This is a genomic window from Azospirillum sp. FG154 (assembly GCF_057809575.1).
Map to the genome: position 1 here is coordinate 1 of NZ_JBMDKF010000034.1, position 11,830 is coordinate 11,830.

General features: G+C 65.4%; 12 protein-coding genes and 1 tRNA gene. 6 read left to right on the forward strand and 7 right to left on the reverse strand.

The annotated features are described in order from the left end of the window. Nucleotides 1–117: 117 nt before the first annotated feature. Nucleotides 118–193, reverse strand: a tRNA-Lys gene (locus tag ACODS4_RS25440). A gap of 674 nt (nt 194–867) precedes the next feature. On the opposite strand from ACODS4_RS25440, the gene ACODS4_RS25445 reads away from it, so the two are divergent. After that, a complete protein-coding gene (locus ACODS4_RS25445) occupies nt 868–2,421 on the forward strand; it encodes a class I SAM-dependent methyltransferase (RefSeq protein WP_488868467.1) in 1,554 nt (517 codons plus the stop codon). Between the two features lie 16 nt (nt 2,422–2,437). Here the strand turns inward: ACODS4_RS25445 and hisE are convergent, their stop codons facing one another. From hisE to ACODS4_RS25460, 3 genes are all read right to left on the reverse strand, one after another. Continuing rightward, the gene (gene hisE, locus ACODS4_RS25450; RefSeq protein ID WP_488868468.1) at nt 2,438–2,767 is read right to left on the reverse strand and encodes a phosphoribosyl-ATP diphosphatase; all 330 of its coding nucleotides are present in this window, start codon (nt 2,765–2,767) and stop codon (nt 2,438–2,440) included. 137 nt (nt 2,768–2,904) lie between these two features. Beyond that, nucleotides 2,905–3,612: a phosphate signaling complex protein PhoU gene (gene phoU, locus ACODS4_RS25455; RefSeq protein ID WP_119830604.1), complete on the reverse strand. Its 708-nt coding sequence runs from the start codon at nt 3,610–3,612 to the stop codon at nt 2,905–2,907. A 66-nt stretch (nt 3,613–3,678) separates the two neighbouring features. Further along, nucleotides 3,679–3,864, reverse strand: a complete 186-nt coding sequence (locus ACODS4_RS25460; RefSeq protein WP_488868469.1) for a hypothetical protein — start codon at nt 3,862–3,864, stop codon at nt 3,679–3,681. On the opposite strand from ACODS4_RS25460, the gene ACODS4_RS25465 reads away from it, so the two are divergent. The 5 genes from ACODS4_RS25465 (at nt 3,863) to mrdA (ending at nt 9,169) form a co-directional block, all read left to right on the forward strand. Then, complete coding sequence (locus ACODS4_RS25465; protein ID WP_488868510.1) at nt 3,863–4,387, forward strand: TIGR00645 family protein; 525 nt, start codon at nt 3,863–3,865, stop codon at nt 4,385–4,387. The genes ACODS4_RS25460 and ACODS4_RS25465 overlap by 2 nt on opposite strands. Nucleotides 4,388–4,703: 316 nt before the next feature. Further along, nucleotides 4,704–5,744: a rod shape-determining protein gene (locus ACODS4_RS25470; protein ID WP_014240000.1), complete on the forward strand. Its 1,041-nt coding sequence runs from the start codon at nt 4,704–4,706 to the stop codon at nt 5,742–5,744. Between the two features lie 88 nt (nt 5,745–5,832). Beyond that, on the forward strand, nt 5,833–6,705 hold the full coding sequence (mreC, locus tag ACODS4_RS25475; protein WP_488868470.1) for a rod shape-determining protein MreC: 873 nt from the start codon (nt 5,833–5,835) through the stop codon (nt 6,703–6,705). 40 nt (nt 6,706–6,745) lie between these two features. After that, nucleotides 6,746–7,258: a rod shape-determining protein MreD gene (gene mreD, locus ACODS4_RS25480; protein ID WP_488868471.1), complete on the forward strand. Its 513-nt coding sequence runs from the start codon at nt 6,746–6,748 to the stop codon at nt 7,256–7,258. 21 nt (nt 7,259–7,279) lie between these two features. Beyond that, nucleotides 7,280–9,169: a penicillin-binding protein 2 gene (gene mrdA, locus ACODS4_RS25485; protein ID WP_488868472.1), complete on the forward strand. Its 1,890-nt coding sequence runs from the start codon at nt 7,280–7,282 to the stop codon at nt 9,167–9,169. A 33-nt stretch (nt 9,170–9,202) separates the two neighbouring features. Here the strand turns inward: mrdA and ACODS4_RS25490 are convergent, their stop codons facing one another. The 3 genes from ACODS4_RS25490 to ilvN form a co-directional block, all read right to left on the reverse strand. Further along, on the reverse strand, nt 9,203–9,952 hold the full coding sequence (locus tag ACODS4_RS25490; RefSeq protein WP_488868473.1) for an SDR family oxidoreductase: 750 nt from the start codon (nt 9,950–9,952) through the stop codon (nt 9,203–9,205). Nucleotides 9,953–10,119: 167 nt separating this feature from the next. After that, nucleotides 10,120–11,139, reverse strand: a complete 1,020-nt coding sequence (ilvC, locus tag ACODS4_RS25495) for a ketol-acid reductoisomerase (protein ID WP_298370652.1) — start codon at nt 11,137–11,139, stop codon at nt 10,120–10,122. A gap of 172 nt (nt 11,140–11,311) precedes the next feature. Beyond that, on the reverse strand, nt 11,312–11,821 hold the full coding sequence (gene ilvN / locus ACODS4_RS25500) for an acetolactate synthase small subunit (RefSeq protein WP_298370655.1): 510 nt from the start codon (nt 11,819–11,821) through the stop codon (nt 11,312–11,314). Nucleotides 11,822–11,830: the final 9 nt, after the last annotated feature.

Genomic DNA, 11,830 nt, shown 5'->3' on the forward strand with positions numbered 1-11,830 from the left:
TTGGGCCCGCTGATTAAGAGTCAGCTGCTCTACCAACTGAGCTATGCGCCCATCTGCGTCGTTCGTTTGGCCGCGATCACCCGCGAACCCAGCCGGAACCACACGGCTGTCAAGAAATGGTGGGCGCACAAGGACTCGAACCTTGGGCCCGCTGATTAAGAGTCAGCTGCTCTACCAACTGAGCTATGCGCCCATCTCTTGAGGATCACCAACCGCCGGGTTTGCGTCGCCGCGCGCCCAACCGACTGGTCATCATCCCGGGCCAGCGGTGAAGCCCGCCCGGTGTGGCGCGGTTTATAGCGAAGCCGTCCGGGGCTGTCGATAGCAAAATTCAGCGTCCGGCGGATTTTTTCCGGCGGCCCGTCGCGGGCGGGCGATGGACCGTAGCCGCGTCGGCCCGCCCCCTCCCCGCCCGCGCGGCGGCGGCGGCGCCCCCGCCAATGAAACACCGGCCTCCCGCCGGGCCGGGGCCTGTTCCACGGTCGCTCACACGGCGATGGCTCGCCGTCGGTCGCGGGACGCGCGGCGCCGAAGGACGCCGCGCGGGCGCGGGACGGGCTGTTCCGCTGGCTCCAACCCCGCCAAACGCCTGGATTTTCGCAGGTTCGTTGCCCCGCCGGGCCGACCGCTGTAGGACTCGAACGACGGTGGTTTCGCGGGGATCCCTCCGGGAGAGCCGCCCTGTGCGGAGGGGCGAATGGAACAAGTGAACAGCGCGGCGAAAACTGTTTCATCCTGTTTCAAACGTTCCATTCGCCCCCTCCCCACCGGGCGGCGCGGTCGCTTGTGGAACGGGGCGGCGGCGGCTACACCGTCGCAGCGAAACGGGCGTCAGCGGCGGCGCGGGATGACGGGGGGCGCGGGGGCATGGGCGTTTTGGCGGGCGATGGGGCGAGCGGTTGGACGGATGGGTATGTCGGCGGGATCGACTACATCCGCGCCTTTTACCGGGACTGGTCGCCCGCCCTGCTGTCCTTCGCCCTGACGCTGCGGGGCTGGCGCCCGCCCGACGCGCTGCGCGACGGGCGTTTCACCATGGCGGAGCTGGGTTGCGGCCATGGGCTGACCAGCGCGGTTCTGGCCGGAGCCAACCCGCAGGCCCGGTTCGAGGCGATGGACTTCAACCCCGCCCACATCGCGGGCGCCCGGCGGCTGGCCGGGGATGGCGGGCTGACCAACGCCCTGTTCCTGGAGGACAGCTTCGCCGAGCACGCCCGGCGCGACGGGCCGCCGCTGGACGTCGCCGCCCTGCACGGCGTGTGGTCGTGGGTCAGCGCCGACAACCGGGCCATTCTGGTCGATCTGCTGCGCCGCCGTCTGGCCCCCGGCAGCATCGCCTTCGTCAGCTACAACGCCCTGCCCGGCACGCTGGCCCACATGCCGTTGCGCCGGGTGCTGGTCGAACGCTGCGCCGCCGACGTCGGCCCGCTGCCCGAGCGGATCGAGCGGGCGGTGGAGTTCGCCGCGCGGCTGGCCGCGCAGGGCGGCGGCTGGTTCGCCGGGGTCGAGGGGGTGGTGGAGCGCATCGAGTCGTTGCGCGGCAAATCGGCCAACTACATCGCGCACGAGTATCTGAACCGCGACTGGACCGCCTTTTACCACGCCGACGTCGTCCGCGAGCTGGCCGCCGCCAAGCTGGAGTTCGCCGGGGCCGCCGTGCCGATGGAGCAGTTGGACGACCTCACCCTCTCCCCCGCCGCGCAAGCCCTGGCGGCGGAGGCGGGCGACCCCGCCCAGGCGGAAACCCTGCGCGACATCCTGACCAACCGCAGCTTCCGCCGCGACCTGTTCATCAAGGGCGGCGAGCGCCTGAGCGCCGCCGAACGCCGCGCCCGGCTGCGCGCCAGCCGCTTCGCCCTGCTGGTCCCCGCCGACGATCTGCCGGACAGCGCCTCCACCCCCGTCGGCCGCCTGCCCTTCCCCCGCGCCGTCCACGGCCCCTTGGCCGAGGCGCTGGCCGAAGGGCCGCAGAGCGTGGGCGCGCTGCTCGCCCGCCCGGCGCTGGCCGCGCAGGGGGACGACGCGGTGGTCCGCGCCCTGGTTCTGCTGACCAGCCTGGGCCTCGTCGCCCCCGCCCTGGCCGAAGACGCGACCGGCGAGCGGCAGGCGCAGGCCGACCGCTTCAACGCGGCGGTGCTGGAGCGTCACCGTTTCGACGACGCGCCCGGCCATCTGGCCGCGCCGCTGCTGGGATCGGGGGTGGCGGCGTCGCGGATCGAGGCGCTGTTCCTGCTGGCCGCCCGTCATGGCGAAGATCCGGCGGAGCGCGCCTGGACCCATCTTTCCGCCGACGGCGCGCGTCTTGGCCGCGACGGTCGCTATTTTGACGGCGCGGAGGACAACCTCGCCGAACTGCGCCGCCGCCACGCGATCTTCACCGCCCGGCGGCTGCCGGTGTTGACTCAGTTGGGGGTGCGTTGACAGAGAGACAGGAGGGTTATTTGCCCGCGCCAGCCAATTTGGGCAGCTTTTCGGCGATGCCGTACAGCTCTTCCCGCCGCCGGATCTCGTCGAACACGTCGTTCGGTCGGATGTTCAGGGTCGCCCACAGGACCGACAGATTGTAGAGCAGGTCGGCGCTTTCGTTGATGACGCCCTGGCGGTCCTCGTTCATGGCGTCGAGCGCCACCTCGACCGCCTCCTCCCCGACCTTTTTGGCGATCTTCTTCGGCCCGGCGGCGATCAACCGCGCGGTCTTGGATTCGGCGGGGTCCATGTCCTTGCGCTCAAGAATGGCGTCGTACAGGCGGATCAGGGCGTCGGTCATGGCGGGCGATCAATCAAAAACAGGATGGAATGTTTCGACAGCGTGAACCCGTCGAAACAATTTTTCCATAGTCCTGTCATATAAGATTCGCTTTTGCCCGCCCGCCGTTGCCGAAAATCACCAACCCCGCCACCCGTTCAGGGGGCGGGATCGCACGAACGGTCGGCCTTCGGGCGCTCGTCCAACAGGGGCCGCCCGGTGCTGACGTAATGCACCACCTCGGCGATGTTGGTGGCGTGGTCGCCGATGCGCTCCAGATTCTTGGCGATCATCATCAGATGCATGTGGGCGGAGAATTGGCCGGGCGAGGCTTCCGCCGACCGTTCGATCTCGGCGCACAGGCTGGTGTAGAGCGCGTCCACCTCGTCGTCCGTGCTCCAAATCCGCATGGCCGCCGCCGCGTCGTTGTCGACATAGGCGTCGATGACGCTGGTCAGCCGCTCGCGCACCAGCCGCCCCAGATTGGGCAGGCCGAGCAGCGGGGCGGTGTCGGGAAACACCTCGATGGCCGCCGCGCGCTTGGCCGAATTGGCGGCGTGGTCGCCGACCCGCTCCAGATTGGCGGCGATCTTCAGGGCCGCGACCACCTCGCGCAGATCGTCGGCCACCGGCTGGCGCAGCACCAACAGGCGCATGCAATGGGCCTCGATCTCATGCTCGAAGGAATCGAGCCGGGCGTCGGCGCGGACGATTTCCAGGGCCAGATCGGGGTTGCGCTGAGTCAGGCAGGTCAGCGCCTGGTCAAGCTGGGTTTCCGCCGCGCCCGCCATTTGGACGATGGCGGACTTCAGCCGCTTCAGAGCGTCCTCGAACGCGGACACGATGTGCGGGGTGGAGTTCGTCATCAATGCGGACCTTTCCAAGCGACGGGTAACGGGATGTTTACCAAGCGGCACCATAGCGCCGAAACGTTACCGGACCATGACGGCCCTGACCAGATCGTTGCGCGGCGCAGCCCCGTCGTTGGCCGCGTTGGCTGTCTGGAAGGATTGATTTTGCAGCGCAGCACTGTCACAAGGCGGGGTATGGGGCGCCAGGGCTTCGGCCAAAACCAAGGCGTCCCGCACCCGAACACCACGGACGACGATGCTCGCCATGATCGAACGCCGCTTTGAACAGGTTATTTTCGCCAGCCGCTGGCTGCTCGCGCCCTTTTATCTTGGGCTGGTGATCGCGTTGGGCCTGTTGATGATAAAGTTCATCCAGGAAGTCCTCCACATCGCCCCCCATGTGTTGGACATGGCGGAAAAGGACGTTCTGCTGGCCGCGTTGACGCTGATTGATCTGTCGCTGGCTGGAAATCTCATGCTGATGGTGATTTTCTCCGGCTATGAGAATTTCGTCTCGAAGATCGACGTCGCCAACCACGAAGACCGCCCGGACTGGATGGGCAAGGTCGATTTCGGCGGGCTGAAGCTGAAGCTGATCGCCTCCATCGTCGCCATCTCCGGCATCCATCTGCTCAAGGCTTTCATGAACCTGCCCAACGTCGCGCATGACGAGTTGATGTGGCTGGTCATCGTTCACATGACCTTCGTCGTGTCGGGCGTGCTGCTGGCCCTGATGGATCGGCTGGAAGGCCACCGCCATGGCCCAAGCAAGAACGCGGAAGAGCATTGAGCGCCCACCTGCGCCGTTGCTTTTCGTCACAATCCCGTTGCGGCGCAGCATGAATCGGCCTAGACAGGGCCGAGGTGAACAAGGGAGCCTTCGCGGCCTGCGGCATGACCCGCTGGCGCTTCCCCTCGCCTCGCCAAAACGCCGTCGTATCCGCCCGACGTTACAGTCAGGTCGCGAGCGGCGGCGAGAGTTTCGCGTTCGGGCGCACTCCGCGCTTGAGCGTGCCGATGCATTCGTCTATGGAACCGTCGCTGGACATGCTATGCCATGCCGCTGACAAGGCCGTCTCAACCGCTTTGAAGAGTCCGTCAACTCCATGCTTTCCAAACTGCTTGGCGTATTGTCCGCCGACATGGCGATCGACCTCGGGACGGCCAACACCTTGGTGTATGTCAAGGGGCGAGGCATCGTGTTGAACGAGCCGTCCGTGGTGGCCATCGCCAATGTGCGCGGCAAGAAGCAGGTTCTCGCCGTTGGCGACGAAGCGAAGATGATGCTGGGCCGCACGCCAGGCAACATCCAGGCCATCCGTCCCCTGCGCGACGGCGTCATCGCCGATTTCGAGGTGGCGGAGGAAATGATTAAGCATTTCATCCGCAAGGTTCACAACCGTCGCAGCTTCGCCAGCCCACAGGTCATCATCTGCGTGCCGTCGGGGTCGACCGCCGTTGAGCGCCGGGCCATCCAGGAATCGGCGGAAGCCGCCGGCGCCCGCCGCGTGTTTCTCATCGAAGAGCCGATGGCCGCCGCGATCGGCGCCGGGCTGCCGGTGACGGAACCGACCGGCTCGATGGTCGTGGACATCGGCGGCGGCACCACCGAGGTGGCCGTGCTGTCGCTGGGCGGCATCGTCTATTCGCGTTCGGTCCGCGTCGGCGGCGACAAGATGGACGAGGCCATCATCGGCTACATCCGCCGCACCCACAATCTGCTGGTCGGCGAAGGCTCGGCGGAGCGGATCAAGAAAGAAATCGGATCGGCTTGCCCGCCGGAAGACGGCGAAGGCCGCATTCTGGAGATCAAGGGCCGCGACCTGATGAACGGCGTGCCCAAGGAACTCATCATCTCCGAACGGCAGATCGCCGAGTCGCTGGCGGAGCCGGTCTCCGCCATCGTCGAAGCGGTGAAGGTCGCCCTGGAACACACGGCGCCGGAACTGGCCGCCGACATCGTCGACAAGGGCATTGTGTTGACCGGCGGCGGCGCGCTGCTTGGCAACCTCGATTTCGTTCTGCGCCACGCCACCGGCCTGCCGGTGTCGATCGCCGACGACCCGCTGTCCTGCGTCGCGCTGGGCACGGGGCGCGCGCTGGAAGAAATGAAAACCCTGCGAAACGTCTTGGTCAGCGCCTACTGATTGGTGTATGTCTCGAAGGCCTCCGGTTCTTTCGCCATAGGCAAGGCGTGAGAATCGGAGTTCCCCCGTATCTGGACGGGAATATCCTGTGAAGCCTCGCTCCTCCGGCTCCGTCGTCCGTCTTGCCGCCCCCTTGCGGGCACTGGCGCAGCGATTTTCTTTTCTTCTTCTGGTCTTGGCGTCGATTGCCCTGATGATGGTGGGCAAGATCGAATCCGTGTCGGTGGACACCGCGCGCGCGCGCGTGACCGACGCCTTTTCGCCAATCCTCGACGCAATTTCCCGCCCCGCCGCCACCGCCGCCCGCGTCATCGAGTCGGCGGCTGAGGTCGAGAACGCCTTTGACGAAAACCAGCGGCTGAAGGCGGAGAACGCGCGGCTGCTGCAATGGAAACAGGCGGCGTTGCGGCTGGAATCGGAAAACGCCAGCCTGCGCACCCTGCTGCGCGTCACGCCCGAGCCGTCGGTCAGCTTCATCACCGCCCGCGTCATCGCCACGCCCGGCAGCTCTTTTGTCCGCACCCTGGTGGTGATGGCGGGGCGGCGCGAGGGGGTGAAAAAAGGACAGGCCGCTTTGGCCGGAGCCGGCCTGATCGGTCGGGTGATCGAGGTGGGCGAATGGTCGTCGCGGGTTCTGCTGCTGACCGACATCAGCGCCCGAGTCCCCGTCATTCTGGAAAGCTCCCGCCAACGCGCTGTCTTGGCGGGAGACAACTCCGATCAAGCCAAGCTGCTGTATCTCCCGCCGGAATCACCCGTACAGGTGGGCGAGCACGTCGTCACCTCGGGTCATGGCGGGCTGTTTCCGCCCGGTCTGGCCGTGGGCGTCGTGACCTCGGTCAGCGAGCGCGGCGGCGTTCGCGTGTTGCCCAACGCCAATCTGTCGCGGGTGGAGCATTTGCGCCTGGTCGATTTTGGCCTGCCCGGCACCGAGTTCGACTCCTCGCCTGAATGGAAGTAAGGGGCGTGGGCGGGGAACCGATGGGCGCAAGCGTGTGGAGATGACCGCAACCTTTTGGCAAAGGCTGGACAAAGCTGGGCGCAATCTTGCGCCCTTCGCCGTTACGGTGATGCTGGTGCTGGTCGGCATGATCCGTATCCCCGCCCCGGCTTACGCCCCCATCGCGCCTGATCTGACGCTGATTTCTGTCTATTACTGGACGATCCACAGACCTGATCTGATGCGGCCGGGGGTGGCCTTTCTGATCGGGCTGCTACAGGATCTGTTGATCGGCGGGCCGCTGGGCGTCAACGCTCTGATGCTGGTCGTGGCGCAATGGGCGGTGATGAATCAGCGCCGGGTCTTCCTGGCCAGCACCTTCGTTCTGCTGTGGATCGGCTTCGCCATGGTGATGATCGGCGCGGCCTTTCTGCAATGGTTGGCTTTTTCGGTGTTGAGCGCGACCATACTGCCGTTCAAACCGGCCCTGTTCCAAGGGCTGCTGACGGTGGCGATGTTCCCGGCGTTGGGCTGGTTGCTGATCCGGGTTCACCGCGCCTTCCTCAACGGGTAACGGGGTTTCCCTCAGGGCTTCATGAGTTCCATCGACCGCGACACCGACCGATCCCGATTGCTGAGCCGCCGCGCCCTGGTGTTGGGCGGGTTGAAGCTGGCTGGCCTGTCCGCGCTGGTGGGGCGGCTCTATTACCTTCAGGTCATAGAATCGGCGCGCTACACCATGCTGGCGGAGGAGAACCGCATCAGCCTGAGGTTGATCGCCCCCTCGCGCGGCAACATCGTCGACCGTTTCGGCGTGCCTCTGGCGGTCAACGAGCAGAATTACCGCGTCGTCGTCGTGTCGGAACGGACACACAACATCCAGGAAACGCTGGACAAAATTTCCCGCATCGTGCCGCTGACCGAGAGCGACCGCCGCCGCGTGCTGCGTGAATTGCACCGCAAACGCCGCTTCGTTCCCGTCACCGTGCGCGAAAACCTGTCGTGGGAACAGGTCGCGACCATCGAGATGAACACCCCCGACCTGCCGGGCGTGGCCATTGAGGTTGGCGAAATCCGCCACTATCCGCAGGCCGACTCACTGGCCCACATCGTGGGCTATGTTGGCGCGGTGTCTGAAGCGGAGTTGAGCGGCAACAGCGATCCTGTGCTGTCCCTGCCCGGCTTTCGCATCGGCAAGGCGGGCATCGAAAAGTTTCACGAAAAGATTCTGCGCGGCACCGCCGGAACCAGCCAGTTGGAGGTCAACGCGGTCGGTCGCGTCATCCGCGAGTTGTCGCGCGACGAAGGCCAGTCGGGTCGGGAAGTCCAACTGACCATCGACATGGGCATGCAGCGCTATGTCCAGCAACGCCTGTCGCAGGAGCAAAGCGCGTCCGCTGTCGTGATGGACATTCACACCGGCGGCATCTACGCGCTGTGCTCCCACCCCAGCTTCGACCCCAACCAGTTCACTCTGGGCATCAACGCCGAACTGTGGGAGGAGTTGCTGTCCAATCCGGCGACTCCGTTGAACAACAAGGCGGTGGTTGGGCAGTATCCGCCGGGTTCCACCTTCAAGATGATGGTTGCGCTGGCCGGGCTGGAATCCGGCGCGATCAGCAATCACCATTCCGTCTTTTGCCCCGGCTACATGGAGTTGGGCGATCACCGCTTCCATTGCTGGAAAAAAGGTGGTCACGGCACCGTCGACATCGTTGGCGGCCTGCGCCATTCCTGCGACGTTTTCTTTTACGACGTGTCGCGCCGGGTTGGCGTGGACCGCATCGCCGACATGGCCCGGCGCTTTGGCCTGGGTGGTCGCACAGGCCTGGATTTGCCGCACGAACGGCCCGGCGTGATTCCGTCCATCGCCTGGAAAAAGGCGACCTACGGCAAGGGCTGGGACATGGGAGAAACGCTGGTCGCGTCCATCGGTCAGGGTTATGTGCTGGCGACGCCGTTGCAACTGGCGGTGATGACCAGCCGCTTGGCCAACGGCGGTTACGCGGTCAAGCCGCATTTGACCCGACAAATCAAATCGGTCAGCGGCGAACAGACCAGTTGGCCCAGCCTGGGGGTGAAAAAGGAAAATCTCGACCTCGTGCTGCGCGGCATGTACGAGGTTTCCAACGCGCCAAACGGCACCGCCTACAAGTCCCGCATTGTTGAGCCAGGGTTTGAGCTTGCGGGCAAGACCGGCTCAGCCCAGGTTCGCCGCATTTCAATGGCCGAACGCAGCACCGGCGTGAAAAAGAACGAAGATATTCCATGGCGCGAACGCGACCATGCCCTGTTCGTCGCCTTCGCGCCCGTGCAGGCCCCGCGCTACGCCTGCTCCGTCTTCGTCGAGCATGGCGGCGGCGGCTCCACCGTGGCGGCCCCCATCGCCCGCGACATCCTGCTGGAATGCCAGAAGCGCGACCCGGGCCGCGCGTCTGTCGCGGAAAACCCGCCAAACGGCGTCAAAGGCCAACCGAGAGGGTGATGGCGCCCCCTCTCGCCTCTTACGCTTGACTGATTATTTGACGGCGGCGTTGCCACCATCGACGAAGAGGGCCGCCCCCGCCACGAAGCTGGACATCGGCCCTGCCAAGAACAAGGCGGCTTGCGCGATTTCCTCGGGCCGAGCGATGCGCTTGAGCGCGTGCAACCCAGCCGCCCACTCCCGTTGCGCCGTGTCCCCAGCCATGGCGGTGTCCACGCCGCCCGGCAGCAAGGCGTTCGCCCGGACGCCTTTGGCCGCGTAATCCGCCGTCAATCCTTTGACCAACCCCATAAGTCCGGCTTTTGCCGCAGCGTATGCGGCCATGCCAGGAAGGCCGACGCTGGTTCCGACAAAGCTGGAGGTGAACACCAGCGCGCCGCCGCCGCGTTCAAGCAGCGCCGGAACCTGATGGCGCGCGCCCAGAAAGGCCGCCGTCAAGTTGACGGACAAGACGTCCCGCCACTCCTCCAACGTGATCTCGGCCAGCGGTTTGACCGCGCCGACCAGACCGGCGTTGTTGAACGCCACGTCCAGCCCGCCATACGCGGTTTGCGCGGTCTCCACCAACGCCGCCTGCGTATCCTCGTCGGCGACATCTCCCGCCACGGCCCGCGCCTGACCGCCCTTGTCCACAATGGCGGCGACCACCTTATCCAGGGCCGCGCCGGTTCGCGCGTTCACCACCACGGCCGCCCCTTCGGAGGCGAACAGCAGCGCCGTCGCCCGGCCAATTCCCGACGACGCGCCGGTCACAATCGCCACTTTGTCCCGCAAGATCGCCATGTCCTGTGTCTCCTTGGTTGGAAACGCAGAGCTACGCAAAATCGGAAACGTTCAATATCCGGTTCTTGTGGTGGAATTTTCACCTCGATGAAGCGCCATACCGGCGACAAAAAAGCGCGCTCCTTGCGGAGCGCGCTTTTCCGTTCGCCAATGCGGCTTGCAGCCGATCAGTTCTTCGACTTGTCGACCAGGCGACGCTCGGCGATCCACGGCATCATGGCGCGCAGCTTCTCGCCGACCTTTTCGATTTCATGCTCGGCGTTGCGGCGGCGGATGGCCTTGAAGGACGGCTGACCGACCTTGCATTCCTGCATCCAGTCGCGGACGAAACGGCCTTCCTGAATGTCGGTCAGGACGCGCTTCATCTCGGCCTTGGTCTCGGCGGTGATGATGCGCGGGCCGGTGCGGTAGTCGCCATACTCGGCGGTGTTGGAGATCGAGTAGCGCATGTTGGCCATGCCGCCCTCATAGATGAGGTCGACGATCAGCTTCACTTCGTGCAGGCACTCGAAATAGGCCATCTCGGGGGCGTAGCCGCCCTCGACCAGCGTCTCGTAGCCAGCCTTGATGAGTTCGGTCAGACCGCCGCACAGGACGACCTGCTCGCCGAACAGATCGGTCTCGCACTCTTCCTTGAAGCTGGTCTCGATGATGCCCGCGCGACCGCCGCCGTTGGCCGAGGCGTAGGACAGGGCGATGTCCAGCGCGTTGCCCGAGGCGTTCTGGTGCACGGCGACCAGCGACGGCACCCCGCCGCCACGCTGATATTCGCTGCGCACGGTGTGGCCGGGACCCTTCGGCGCGATCATGAACACGTCGAGGTCGGCGCGCGGCTCGATCAGGCTGAAATGGATGTTCAGGCCATGGGCGAAGGCGAGCGCGGCGCCCTGCTTCATGTTCTTGGCCAGATCGTCCTTGTACAGGTCGGCCTGGAGTTCGTCGGGGGTCAGAACCATCACGACGTCGGCCCACGCGGCGGCTTCGCCGGGCGCCATCACGGTGAAGCCAGCGGCTTCGGCCTTCTTCGTGGTGGCCGAGCCGGGACGCAGAGCGATCCGCACGTCCTTGACGCCGCTGTCACGCAGGTTGTGGGCGTGAGCGTGGCCCTGGCTGCCGTAGCCGACGATGACGACCTTCTTGCCCTTAATCAGGTTGACGTCGGCATCACGATCGTAATAGACGCGCATGGTGATGGTTCCTTGAATTCACAGCAAATGAAGAGGGTGTGCGTCCTCTTGCGGGCGGATTACTCCATTGAGCAAAGCCGTCCGTCAAGCGAAACAATCGCATGGTTGCGCGGCGAAACCAGGAAGCTTCCTTGCGTTTTCGCCGCCGCAACCGTTCCAACCGACCCGGGCGTCAGAAGCCGCTGGCGCCCTTGGACATGGCGACGACGCCGGTGCGGCTGGCTTCGACCAGCCCCAACTGGGCCATCAACCCAACAAAATCATCGACCTGCTCGGTGGTGCCGGTCAGCTCGAAGACAAAGGAGGTCAGCGTCGCGTCCAGCACGGTGGCCTTGAAGATGTCGGCCAGACGCAGCGCCTCGATGCGCTTTTCGCCGGTTCCCGCCACCTTGACCAACGCCAATTCGCGTTCCACCGACGGGCCTTCGTCGGTCAAATCATGGACCCGGTGGACAGGGACCAGACGGCTGAGCTGCGCCTTGATCTGCTCGATAATCATCCGGGTGCCGGACGTCACCAGCGTGATGCGCGACAGATGGTCGGCGTTGTTGACCTCCGCCACCGTCAGGCTTTCGATGTTGTAGCCACGCCCGGAAAACAGGCCGATGACGCGCGCCAGCACGCCCGGCTCATTGTCCACCAGCACGGCGATGGTGTGCTTTTCGATCTTGCTCTCGTCCATAATACCCAA

Excerpts from the sequence above, each read along its gene's own strand:
- ACODS4_RS25445 (WP_488868467.1), top strand. The coding sequence starts at position 868 with ATGGGCGTTTTGGCGGGCGATGGGGCGAGCGGTTGGACGGATGGGTAT.
- phoU (WP_119830604.1), bottom strand. The coding sequence starts at position 3,612 with ATGACGAACTCCACCCCGCACATCGTGTCCGCGTTCGAGGACGCTCTG.
- ACODS4_RS25460 (WP_488868469.1), bottom strand. The coding sequence starts at position 3,864 with ATGGCGAGCATCGTCGTCCGTGGTGTTCGGGTGCGGGACGCCTTGGTT.
- ilvC (WP_298370652.1), bottom strand. The coding sequence starts at position 11,139 with ATGCGCGTCTATTACGATCGTGATGCCGACGTCAACCTGATTAAGGGC.
- ACODS4_RS25465 (WP_488868510.1), top strand. The coding sequence starts at position 3,863 with ATGATCGAACGCCGCTTTGAACAGGTTATTTTCGCCAGCCGCTGGCTG.
- mrdA (WP_488868472.1), top strand. The coding sequence starts at position 7,280 with ATGAGTTCCATCGACCGCGACACCGACCGATCCCGATTGCTGAGCCGC.
- ilvN (WP_298370655.1), bottom strand. The coding sequence starts at position 11,821 with ATGGACGAGAGCAAGATCGAAAAGCACACCATCGCCGTGCTGGTGGAC.
- ACODS4_RS25490 (WP_488868473.1), bottom strand. The coding sequence starts at position 9,952 with ATGGCGATCTTGCGGGACAAAGTGGCGATTGTGACCGGCGCGTCGTCG.
- ACODS4_RS25470 (WP_014240000.1), top strand. The coding sequence starts at position 4,704 with ATGCTTTCCAAACTGCTTGGCGTATTGTCCGCCGACATGGCGATCGAC.
- hisE (WP_488868468.1), bottom strand. The coding sequence starts at position 2,767 with ATGACCGACGCCCTGATCCGCCTGTACGACGCCATTCTTGAGCGCAAG.
- mreD (WP_488868471.1), top strand. The coding sequence starts at position 6,746 with ATGACCGCAACCTTTTGGCAAAGGCTGGACAAAGCTGGGCGCAATCTT.